This is a genomic window from Buttiauxella sp. AC142, from assembly GCF_979253435.1.
Genome location: NZ_CEEDCH010000001.1, coordinates 4,570,588 through 4,582,445, shown reverse-complemented (window position 1 = coordinate 4,582,445; position 11,858 = coordinate 4,570,588). Strand labels below are relative to the sequence as shown.

Genomic DNA, 11,858 nt, shown 5'->3' with positions numbered 1-11,858 from the left:
GGTGCTCAAATCTCAGACTGAAGCACTACATTGGTGCAAACTATCCATCGTGGTGCAGCCCTTTTGCACTATAGTGCGCATGATAGCGCCTTTTTGGGGTAATTTAAAAGTTGGCACAGATTTCGCTTTAATCATTTCAGGGCAACAAGCCAATTCAATGACCAAATCCGGGAGAGTTAAGTATGTCCGCTGAACACGTTTTGACGATGCTGAATGAACACGAAGTGAAGTTTGTAGATTTGCGCTTCACTGACACCAAAGGTAAAGAACAGCACGTCACTATCCCTGCTCATCAGGTTACTGCTGACTTCTTCGAAGAAGGCAAAATGTTTGATGGTTCTTCAATTGGTGGCTGGAAAGGCATCAACGAGTCCGACATGGTTCTGATGCCAGATGCGTCTACCGCTGTCATTGACCCATTCTTCGCTGATTCTACGCTGATCATTCGTTGCGACATTCTCGAGCCTGGCACCATGCAGGGTTATGACCGCGACCCACGCTCCATTTCTAAGCGTGCTGAAGACTACCTGCGTTCTACTGGCATCGCCGATACCGTACTGTTCGGGCCAGAACCAGAGTTCTTCCTGTTCGACGACGTTCGTTTCGGTAGCTCTATTTCCGGTTCTCACGTTGCTATCGATGATATCGAAGGCGCATGGAACAGCGGCACCAAATACGAAGGCGGCAACAAAGGCCACCGTCCTGCAGTTAAAGGCGGTTACTTCCCAGTTCCACCAGTTGACTCCGCTCAAGACCTGCGTTCTGCAATGTGTCTGACTATGGAGCAAATGGGCCTGGTTGTTGAAGCTCACCACCACGAAGTGGCAACTGCTGGTCAGAACGAAGTGGCTACCCGCTTCAACACCATGACTAAAAAAGCAGATGAAATTCAGATTTACAAATATGTGGTTCATAACGTTGCTCATGCATACGGTAAAACTGCGACCTTTATGCCAAAACCAATGTTTGGCGATAACGGTTCTGGTATGCACTGCCACATGTCCCTGGCTAAGAACGGTGTAAACCTGTTCGCTGGTGACAAATATGCAGGCCTGTCTGAGCAAGCGCTGTACTACATCGGTGGTGTTATCAAACACGCTAAAGCCATCAACGCCCTGGCTAACCCAACCACCAACTCCTACAAGCGTTTGGTCCCGGGTTATGAAGCTCCAGTCATGCTGGCTTACTCTGCCGCTAACCGTTCTGCTTCAATCCGTATCCCAGTAGTTGCGTCTCCGAAAGCACGTCGTATCGAAGTGCGCTTCCCGGACCCAGCAGCTAACCCGTACCTGTGCTTCGCGGCACTGCTGATGGCTGGTCTTGATGGTATCAAGAACAAAATCCATCCGGGCGAAGCAATGGACAAAAACCTGTACGACCTGCCGCCAGAAGAAGCGAAAGAGATCCCACAAGTTGCTGGCTCTCTGGAAGAAGCACTGAACTGCCTGAACGAAGACCGCGAGTTCCTGACTGCGGGCGGCGTGTTCACTGATGAAGCTATCGACGCTTATATCGCTCTGCGTATGGAAGAAAACGACCGTGTGCGCATGACTCCACACCCAGTCGAGTTCGAACTGTACTACAGCGTTTAATCACGTTGTAAATACCCAGAACTTTTAGCCCATCGTTGATGGGCTTTTTTCTCCACAAATAACCTGTTGCCGCAATATCTTTTGCCGACGGGAAACTATAATGCACCATTACAGTGCACATTATCGGAGACTGCTGTATGGCAACCGGCACACTGCCCGATGCTGGGCAGATCCTGAATTCTTTAATCAACAGTATTTTACTGGTGGATGACGAGCTGGCTGTGCATTACGCCAACCCAGCGGCACAGCAACTTTTGGCGCAAAGTTCGCGCAAGCTGTACGGCACTCCATTACCAGAACTGTTGAGTTACTTTTCGCTCAACGTTGGCTTGATGCAGGAAAGCCTGACCTCAGGCCAGGGTTTCACCGATAACGAAGTCACGCTGGTTATTGATAGCCGCTCCCACATTCTTTCCCTGACTGCACAACGTTTACCGGAAGGGTACATCCTGATGGAAATGGCGCCGATGGATAACCAACGTCGCTTGAGTCAGGAACAGTTGCAGCAGGCGCAACAAATAGCCGCCCGAGATTTAGTTCGCGGGCTGGCACATGAGATTAAAAATCCACTTGGTGGGTTACGTGGAGCAGCCCAACTGCTGGCCAGAGCCTTACCAGACCCATCACTGACTGAATACACCAAGGTGATTATTGAGCAGGCTGATCGCTTACGGAATCTGGTAGATAGACTATTAGGCCCACAGCAGCCGGGAATGCACGTCACTGAAAGCATCCACAAAGTGACCGAGCGTGTGATGAAACTGGTGTCGATGGAATTACCAGCAAACGTAACGCTGGTCAGAGATTACGACCCAAGTTTGCCGGAACTGGCCCACGATCCCGACCAAATTGAACAGATTTTATTAAATATTGTTCGCAATGCCCTTCAGGCGCTTGGCAGCGACGGCGGTGAGATAGTGTTACGCACACGTACTGCATTCCAGCTTACACTGCATGGCACGCGCTACCGTCTGGCGGCGCGTATTGATATTGAAGACAACGGTCCGGGCATTCCGGCCCATCTGCAGGACACACTATTCTACCCAATGGTGAGCGGACGTGAGGGAGGGACAGGTTTAGGTCTTTCCATAGCACGCAACTTGATAGATCAGCATTCGGGAAAAATCGAATTTAACAGTTGGCCAGGTCATACCGAGTTTTCGGTTTATCTGCCTATTCGTAAGTAGAGGTCTTTATGCAACGAGGCATAGTTTGGATCGTTGATGACGATAGCTCCATCCGTTGGGTGCTGGAACGTGCTCTGACCGGAGCGGGTTTAAGCTGCACCACCTTTGAGAGCGGCAGTGAAGTCCTTAATGCTCTTGCAACCAAGACCCCGGACGTTTTGTTATCTGACATTCGCATGCCCGGCATGGACGGCCTGGCGCTGCTTAAGCAGATTAAACAACGCCACCCGATGCTACCGGTCATCATAATGACGGCTCACTCAGACCTTGAAGCCGCCGTGAGTGCCTACCAACAAGGCGCTTTTGATTACCTGCCAAAACCTTTTGATATTGACGAAGCGGTCGCACTGGTTGAGCGCGCCATCAGCCATTATCTGGAACAACAGCAGCCGCGCAATGTACAGGTGAATGGACCGACCACCGATATTATCGGTGAAGCACCGGCTATGCAGGATGTGTTTCGCATTATTGGCCGTTTGTCCCGGTCATCAATAAGCGTGCTGATTAACGGTGAATCGGGTACCGGTAAAGAGTTGGTGGCTCACGCCTTACACCGCCACAGCCCACGGGTGAAATCTCCTTTTATTGCGCTGAATATGGCCGCAATTCCAAAGGATTTGATTGAGTCTGAGCTGTTTGGCCACGAGAAAGGCGCATTCACCGGTGCCAATCAAATTCGCCAGGGGCGTTTTGAGCAGTCTGATGGTGGCACGCTTTTCCTTGATGAAATCGGTGATATGCCGATGGATGTGCAAACTCGCTTGCTGCGTGTATTAGCCGATGGGCAGTTTTATCGCGTTGGCGGGTATGCGCCGGTGAAAGTCGACGTCCGTATTATTGCCGCGACTCACCAGAACCTTGAGTTGCGCGTGCAGGAAGGGAAATTTCGCGAGGATTTATTCCACCGTCTGAACGTGATTCGTGTGCATCTGCCACCGTTGCGTGAACGCCGCGAGGATATTCCGCGCCTGGCCCGCCATTTCTTACAAGTGGCGGCTCAGGAGCTAGGTGTAGAAGCCAAGTTGCTGCATCCTGAAACTGAAAATGCTTTAACGCGCCTGGCCTGGCCTGGTAACGTGCGCCAACTGGAAAACACCTGCCGCTGGTTAACAGTGATGGCGGCAGGCCAGGAAGTGTTGATTCAGGATTTACCGGCTGAATTGTTTGAAACCACCATTCCCGATAGCCCGACGCATTCGCAATCGGACAACTGGGCAACACTTCTGGCTCAATGGGCCGACCGGGCATTACGTTCCGGTCATCAGAATTTACTTTCTGAAGCACAGCCAGAAATGGAGCGCACCTTGCTAACAACGGCGCTGCGTCATACGCAAGGCCACAAGCAGGAAGCCGCGAGATTACTCGGCTGGGGGCGAAATACCCTGACCCGTAAGCTCAAAGAGTTGGGGATGGAGTAACAAAAAGGCGGCTTTCAAGCCGCCTTTAGTTTTAGATGACACGCGAGAATTGTTGCATTCGCGCCTTCTGACGCAAGTAACTATCAAAACACATGCAGATATTACGGATTAGCAGTCTACCTTTTGCCGTTACCTGAATTTGTTTGCTGTCGATATCCACCAGCCCATCTTTCGCCAACGGTGCCAACAGTTTTAAATCCTCTGCGAAATACTCGGCAAAACTCAGATCCCAAAGCTGCTCTATTTCGGCAAATTTAAGCTGGAAGTTGCAGATAAGCGCTTTGATAACGTCACGACGAATGCAGTCATCACGGGTGAGTGCCAGGCCGCGCCACAGCGCATCGCCTTGATTATCAACCTGCTGATAATAAGTCTTCAGCTCTTTCTGGTTTTGAGCGTAACAGTCGCCAATCATACTGATTGCAGAAACGCCCATCCCCAGCAAGTCGGTATCGCCCTGCGTGGTGTAGCCCTGGAAATTACGGTGCAGTTTGCCTTCGCGCTGCGCAATCGCCAGTTCGTCATCTGGCCGCGCAAAGTGGTCCATGCCAATAAACTGGTATCCGGCATTGGTCAGCGAGCTAATGGTTTCTTGCAGAATGTCGAGTTTTTGCTGAGCGCTGGGCAAATCAGCATCTTTAATTTTGCGCTGTGCGGCAAACAAAGTCGGTAAGTGCGCGTAGTTAAAGACACTTAAACGGTGCGGGCTCAGTTCTGCAACACGCTTGAGCGTGAAGGCAAAGCTTTCTGGTGTCTGCTTTGGCAGACCGTAAATGAGGTCGATATTCGTCGAGGTGAAACCGAGTTCTCGCGCACGCTGAATCAACGCAAAGATGAACTCTTCGTCTTGCTCGCGGTTAACCAGGCGCTGCACTTCTTTGTTGAAATCCTGCACCCCCATGCTCAGGCGGGTAAACCCTTCCTGACGCAGATGGTCGAGGACATCGAGTTCGATTTCACGCGGGTCTATTTCAATAGATAATTCGGCGTCTTCGTTGAAATTGAAATGACCACGCAGAAGCCCCATCAGACGGCTTATCTGCGCTTTACTGAGGTAAGTCGGTGTACCGCCGCCCCAATGCAATTGACTGACGTGACGGCCCTTAAAGAGCGGCGCACGGTGGGCAATCTCTTGTTCCAGCGCATCTAAATACTGATCGGCTTTGTGAGTCTGGCGGGTAACAATTTTATTGCAGCCGCAGAAATAGCAAAGCTTGTGGCAGAACGGGATATGGACATAGAGCGACAGCGGGCGCTCAGGGTAACGAGCAACCGCTTCAAGAAACGCCGCCTCGCCGAAGTCTTCTGAAAACTCCAGCGCTGTGGGATAAGAAGTATAACGCGGCCCTGAATAATTATATTTCTGGATCAGGGCCAAATCCCAATCGATTAACTGCTCAGACATTCTCACTCCCTCCGGTGATGCCGCATTCGTTGACGGCGCAACGACTTTTGTAATCGCGACAGCCGCCGTAGTTTAACGAATAACCACAGCAGATAACACACCAGCGGAATAACCACGCAAAGAACAGGTAATCCCATTGAGGTAAACCGTTAGTCAGTGCCTTTAAGCAGGCGCATCAAATCATCGCCCTTCTCTTCTTCATCTTCGTCATCTTCATAAGAGATGCCGAGTTCTTCCATCAGTGCATCAATACGATCAAGCTTAGCGTTAACCCAAGCCTGCTCTTCTGCATTGAGAGTTTCACCTTCTTCAAGACGCTCTAACAGCGCATCCAGGCGCTCATCATTTTCCAGCAAATCCAGTTCAGCCTGTGGTGTAAGCATAGGTTTCTCAACTTTAGGTTTGTGCTGTTTTGGTTTCTTGACCTGGACTTCAGTTACGCCCAGAGCAACGGGTTTTTTACTGCCGATACGCGGATCTTTAGCCTGAGAGCTACCTGTTCCACTTTTAGCCTGAGTGCCACCAGTTGCGCGACTCCCCGCAGCGTGTCCACTGTGCTTTTTATCACGCTTACGGTCACGCGCTTCACGATCTAACTCTTCACGCGTTTTACGACGTGCTTTTGAAGGTTTGGAACCAGGTGCTGCTGAGTTTTGTTGCTTCATAATAGGTTATCTTGAGCCATTTTTATTCAGTATAGAATTGCGGCGGAATCTAGCAGAAAGCAAGCAAAGAAAAAAGGCGGCAGGTTAACCTGTCGCCTTTTTCTTGTCTCTGGACCCTTCATAGGTCACACAATCCCTGTTTGCACTCGACGCCCTGTCTTTCCATTGCAAACAACTTCCGTGTAGTTCCTTGTCCTTTTAAAACGTCTCCTGACGTTGCCTCCTGGCCTTTCCCTGGTTCTTCGTCATCATGACGCTCCTGAACCCTCATCCTGAGTTGCTATCCTTTCCGGCTCTCCTTTGCCTGTGCTGCTTACTTTACGCTTACCTATTGATTCTACAAGATGAGCATTTGAGTTAAGTCATTGCCATCACTCAGCGCTTACAGAATAACCATATGTTATATAAACACTTTTAATTATGTCTGCATCTCACAACACTGCGTTATCTGCCAGTATGAATGGTCAATGTCTTACAAGCCTCGGGCGGATTTCTGTAAGCCTGTCAGCCGCGCCGAGAAACACGGCGTTTTGCTCATGTTCAGGTATAATCCCCCACAATGCTCATCCTGAGGGAGACAACCGTTTTGAAAAACTGGAACTACCAACTGACCCACTTCGTGCTTAGCGCACCGGATATTCGCCATTTACCTTCTGATACCGGTATTGAGGTTGCTTTCGCAGGCCGCTCAAACGCAGGGAAATCCAGCGCGTTAAATACGCTGACAAATCAGAAAGCACTGGCTCGTACCAGTAAAACACCTGGCCGTACGCAGCTCATCAACTTGTTTGAAGTTGCTGAAGGCTTACGTGTGGTGGATTTACCGGGCTATGGCTACGCCGAAGTACCTGAAGAAGTAAAACTTAAATGGCAGCGCGCGCTTGGCGAGTATCTGCAAAAGCGTAACAGCCTGAAAGGTTTAGTGGTGCTGATGGATATTCGTCATCCGCTGAAAGACCTCGATCAGCAAATGATTCACTGGGCTGTTGCCAGCGGCATTCCCGTGATGCTGCTGCTAACTAAAGCCGACAAACTGGCTTCTGGTGCGCGTAAAGCACAACTGAATATGGTGCGCGAAGCGGTTGTAGAGTTTAACGGTGATATTCAGGTTGAGGCGTTTTCCTCACTGAAAAAAATCGGCGTGGATGTGTTACGTCATAAGCTTGATGGTTGGTATAACGATATCCCACCAGCAATCGAAGAAGACAGCGTTGAAGAAGACGACGAAACGACTGGGGAATAAATAATGTATGGGGAAACCCGTGCATTTCCTGACTCGCGCCCAATAAAAAACGCCCCAGTCATTACTGACTGGGGCGGCTAAAATATTCAGCCAAATCCGATTACGTGAAGTAAAAGGTCTGAAAGATAGAACATCTTACCTCTGTACCCTACGCAAATAACTCTACTCCTTTTTAATCGGTTGAAAAAGTATTTTTTGTAGTTTTTTTTCACCCTTTACACACCGATATTGAAGCGTCATCACAAAAAGCTATGAGTTATGTTGCTTAGTTACATAAATCACTTTAATTAGTGAGCTTCATCCCAGTTTACACCGCTTCCAACTTCCACCAGCAACGGCACATCAAGTTTCATGCTGCCTTCCATCAGCTCGTGAATTTTCTTCGATACGGCTTCCAGATCATCTTGATGCACTTCAAACACCAGTTCATCGTGTACCTGCATGATCATTTTCACACGCGGTTTTTCTGATTCAAGCCAGGCATCGACAGCAATCATGGCACGCTTGATGATATCGGCTGCCGTTCCCTGCATTGGGGCGTTGATAGCCGCACGTTCAGCACCTGCGCGACGAGCCGCATTGCTGGAATTGATATCAGGTAAATAAAGACGGCGGCCATCCAGCGTTTCGACATATCCCTGCTCTTTTGCCTGCTTGCGAGTACGCTCCATATATTCCAGAACACCCGGGTAGCGCTCGAAGTAGAGGTCCATGTATTTCTGCGACTCTTTTCGCGGAATATTGAGCTGGCGTGACAAACCAAACGCACTCATGCCGTAAATCAAACCGAAGTTGATCGCTTTCGCGCTGCGGCGTTGCTCGCCAGAAACATTATCCAACGGAATACCGAATACTTCCGCAGCCGTCGCGCGGTGAATATCTTTGCCTTCAGCAAACGCCGTCAGCAGCCCTTTATCGCGAGATAAATGCGCCATGATGCGCAGCTCAATTTGCGAGTAGTCAGCAGAAACAATCAGGTAATCTTTCGGCGCAATAAAGGCCTGACGAATACGACGACCTTCTTCATTACGCACTGGAATATTTTGCAGGTTTGGTTCGGTTGAAGATAAGCGCCCGGTTGCCGCAACAGCCTGATGATAAGAAGTATGTACGCGCCCCGTTTTCGGGTTAATCATCAGCGGCAGTTTATCGGTATAGGTCGATTTCAGTTTTGCCAGACCACGATGCTCAAGAATAACTTTAGGCAATGGATAATCCAGAGCCAGCTCTTCCAGCACTTCTTCAGATGTGGACGGTGCGCCGCCAGGGGTTTTCTTCAGCGGCTTAATTCCCTGCTTTTCAAACAGAATGGTTTGCAGCTGCTTTGGAGAAGATAGGTTAAACGGCTCACCCGCGATTTCGTGAGCGGTGATTTCCAGCTCAGCGAGGCGTTTTGTCAGTTGCTCAGAATGCGTATGCAACACAGCCGGATCGATCTTCACGCCATTACGTTCAATGCGTGAAAGCACAGGCACCAGCGGAATCTCAATATTTTTGAAGATACTTAATGGCCCTTCACGCTTTTCAAGCTGAGGCCACATTTTCAGGTGCAACTGCAATGTCACGTCTGCATCTTCTGCGGCGTAACGCCCAGCCTGCTCGAGATCTATCTGGTTGAAGGTCAGCTGCTTTTTACCTTTACCGGCAATCTCTTCAAAAGTGATGGTTGTGTGCTTCAACCAGCGTGCGGAAAGGCTATCCATATCATGGCGGCCTGCGACGCTATCAAGAATATAGGACTCAAGCATGGTATCGAACGCAATTCCGCGAAGTTCGATATCGTAGTTTTGCATGATGCCACGGTCAAACTTGAGGTTTTGCCCAACCTTAAGAATGCTTTCATCTTCAAGTAGCGGCTTCAACATCTCGAGTGCGCGTTCGCGAGGAATTTGCACAGGGGCATCTAAATAGTCATGCGCAACCGGTATATAGCACGCAACGCCCGGCTCCGTGGCAAATGAAAGACCAACCAGATTCGCGCTGATGTTGTCCAGACTGTCGGTTTCCGTGTCAAAGGCGATGACAGGTGCTTTCTTCAGGCGAGTAATCCATTCTTCAAGCACGCTTTCTTCAAGAATAGTGACGTAGTTTTCGTGAGAAAGGGCAATTGCTGGCTCTTCTGGTTCAGCTTCGGTTTCAATCTCAATGGTTTTTTTAGGCTGAGTAGCCGTCTTCGCGCCCTTGGCCTGTAACCACTTGCCAGCTTCTACGTCGGTAATCCAGCGTTTGAATTCATATTGTTTGAACAGCTCAAGAAGCTCTTCATCTGCAGGCTGCTGCACTTCTAATTGCTCGCAACCGAGTTCAAGCTCAACGTCCGTTTTAATGGTCGCCAGTTTATAGGAGAGGTAAGCAAGATCTTTGCTTTGTTCAAGCTTCGCCGCCATGGTTTTTGCACCACGGAAGGTTAATTCTGCGATTTTCTCTGGGTTGGCATACAGCGTATCCAGTCCACCTAAGCCTTGTAGCAGCGCCTGCGCTGTTTTCTCGCCAACGCCCGGCACTCCAGGGATGTTATCTGACGAGTCGCCCATTAATGCCAGGAAGTCGATGATGAGTTCTGGCGGCACGCCATATTTAGTGCGGACTTCATCCGGGCCAAGAATGGTATTGGTCATGGTATTGATAAGCGTAACACCCGGTGTAACCAACTGCGCCATATCTTTATCGCCGGTACTAATCAACACCGGGCGACCAACACGCTCAGCTTCAAGCGCCAGTGTACCAATCACATCGTCCGCTTCCACGCCTGAAACCGCCAGGAGAGGCAAGCCCATGGCTTTAACCATCGCATGGAGAGGTTCTATTTGCGCACGCAGATCGTCGGGCATTGGCGGGCGATGAGATTTGTAATGCTCGAACAATTCGTCACGGAAGGTTTTGCCTTTAGCATCAAAAACCACTGCTGCGTGGGTCGGTTGATACTGCAACAATAGACTGCGCAGCATGTTCAGCACACCGTACATTGCCCCTGTTGGTTCACCTTTGCTATTGGTCAGCGGTGGAAAGGCATGATAAGCACGATAAAGGTAGGATGAGCCATCAACGAGGATAAGTGGGTTTTGCGCGATCTGAACCATAATGTTCCGTTCCGTGACTGGTTTTAGTTTATAGCTAAAGGATGCCATAGCCTGGCTGAAAACATGAACTTTTGAGGCAGATTAGGTGAAAAGTTTTGTTGATCTTCGAGATCGGCCTCAAGATCAATATTGTGGATAAGTTTGTGCATAATTCTTTAAGTATTTGATTATTTCTTTTACAGGAAACACTCACTCTCATAAATACTATTGTTTATCATTGACTTATGAATTAACCACTCAAGTTACACGGCCTTCCATGGGTGATCCGTAAATGTGGATATAAAAAATAATTATGTTATAGAGCAATAATATCAAAAGCCCTATATGCACCATTGTGGTGACAATCGCATGTTCGGTTCCCATTATTATCGCTGGCATCATCAAACTCGTGTTACCCGGAGAATGTACAAAGCCCGTTCTATGACATGTTAAGTGGCAAGATGACTCGGATCGTGGTGAGAGTGTCGCTGGTGCCGATTCCAGAGGACCTGCATGGCGATTACATAAATGATAAGGGTTTTAAACGGCGTTTCCAGCAATGGCTGAATGCGTTATGGCATGACAAAGACGCGCTGCTGACGAGCATTAAACGATAAAAGAAAGCCGGTCAATCGACCGGCTTTCTTATTATTTTTTCTCGACCAGGAATTTGGCCACATCAGCATATTGCTGGACGAATACGTCCATGTTGCTGGTGTCCATTCCTTGCGGGTTCAATTGATATTTACCGTTCACGAAAATAGCTGGAACACCCTGCAATTGCAGATCTGCCGCGGCTTTCTCTTGTTGGGCAACCAATGATTTCACCACAAAGCTATTCCATGCTGCGTCATACTCTTCAGCTTTAACGCCTGCATCAATGAATACCTGGCGGATATCTGCAACGTTTTGAACAGTCTGTGTTTTTTGCACAGCTTCAAACATAGGAGCAGTGATTTTATCTTCCACACCCAGCGCCATTGCTACCGCCCACGCCTGAGTCAGGTCTTTGCCCAATGGGCCAAGGAACTCGACATGGTATTTAGTCATTTTGGTGCCTTCCGGCAGTTTTTTCTTCACGGTATCGGAAACATGAAGAACTTCTTCAAACTGATAGCAGTGTGGGCAATAGAAAGAGAAGAACTCCAGAACCTGCGGCTCTCCAGCGACGGGTTTTTCCAAAGTAACGAACTCTTTACCATCTTTATACTGCGCTGCAGAAACGCTGAATGCCAGGATCATCCCCGCCAGCGCCAGCCAAATCTTTTTCATCATCAAATCTCTCCTGA

9 protein-coding genes and 1 pseudogene are annotated in these 11,858 nt (G+C 49.2%); 5 read left to right on the top strand and 5 right to left on the bottom strand.

Annotated features, from left to right (window positions below; translation table 11 throughout):
* The first annotated feature begins 182 nt into the window (after nt 1-182).
* From glnA to glnG, 3 genes are all read left to right on the top strand, one after another.
* Nucleotides 183-1,592, top strand: a complete 1,410-nt coding sequence (gene glnA / locus AC0IWZ_RS21375) for a glutamate--ammonia ligase (RefSeq protein WP_034499942.1) — start codon at nt 183-185, stop codon at nt 1,590-1,592.
* Nucleotides 1,593-1,729: 137 nt separating this feature from the next.
* Nucleotides 1,730-2,779 carry a nitrogen regulation protein NR(II) gene (gene glnL, locus AC0IWZ_RS21370; RefSeq protein WP_034499941.1) on the top strand — a complete coding sequence of 350 codons (1,050 nt, stop codon included), beginning with the start codon at nt 1,730-1,732 and terminating at the stop codon, nt 2,777-2,779.
* Nucleotides 2,780-2,787: 8 nt separating this feature from the next.
* A complete protein-coding gene (gene glnG, locus AC0IWZ_RS21365) occupies nt 2,788-4,197 on the top strand; it encodes a nitrogen regulation protein NR(I) (protein ID WP_034499940.1) in 1,410 nt (469 codons plus the stop codon).
* Between the two features lie 31 nt (nt 4,198-4,228).
* On the opposite strand, the gene hemN is transcribed toward glnG, so the two are convergent.
* Complete coding sequence (hemN, locus tag AC0IWZ_RS21360) at nt 4,229-5,602, bottom strand: oxygen-independent coproporphyrinogen III oxidase (protein ID WP_471678523.1); 1,374 nt, start codon at nt 5,600-5,602, stop codon at nt 4,229-4,231.
* A 149-nt stretch (nt 5,603-5,751) separates the two neighbouring features.
* Complete coding sequence (gene yihI, locus AC0IWZ_RS21355; protein ID WP_172896023.1) at nt 5,752-6,267, bottom strand: Der GTPase-activating protein YihI; 516 nt, start codon at nt 6,265-6,267, stop codon at nt 5,752-5,754.
* Between the two features lie 586 nt (nt 6,268-6,853).
* On the opposite strand from yihI, the gene yihA reads away from it, so the two are divergent.
* Entirely contained in the window at nt 6,854-7,510 is a 657-nt protein-coding gene (gene yihA, locus AC0IWZ_RS21350; RefSeq protein WP_034500102.1) for a ribosome biogenesis GTP-binding protein YihA/YsxC, read from the top strand.
* An 86-nt stretch (nt 7,511-7,596) separates the two neighbouring features.
* Here yihA and spfP read toward each other — a convergent pair whose 3' ends face one another.
* Together spfP and polA are read right to left on the bottom strand one after the other, a co-directional pair.
* Entirely contained in the window at nt 7,597-7,644 is a 48-nt protein-coding gene (gene spfP, locus AC0IWZ_RS21345) for a small protein SpfP (RefSeq protein ID WP_071892919.1), read from the bottom strand.
* A gap of 153 nt (nt 7,645-7,797) precedes the next feature.
* Nucleotides 7,798-10,590: a DNA polymerase I gene (polA, locus tag AC0IWZ_RS21340; protein ID WP_471678524.1), complete on the bottom strand. Its 2,793-nt coding sequence runs from the start codon at nt 10,588-10,590 to the stop codon at nt 7,798-7,800.
* Between the two features lie 389 nt (nt 10,591-10,979).
* Between polA and AC0IWZ_RS21335 the strand changes: the two are divergent.
* Nucleotides 10,980-11,186, top strand: a pseudogene (locus AC0IWZ_RS21335) (acyltransferase); the annotation flags it as partial.
* Between the two features lie 31 nt (nt 11,187-11,217).
* Here AC0IWZ_RS21335 and dsbA read toward each other — a convergent pair.
* Nucleotides 11,218-11,841, bottom strand: a complete 624-nt coding sequence (dsbA, locus tag AC0IWZ_RS21330) for a thiol:disulfide interchange protein DsbA (protein ID WP_034500101.1) — start codon at nt 11,839-11,841, stop codon at nt 11,218-11,220.
* Nucleotides 11,842-11,858 lie beyond the last annotated feature (17 nt).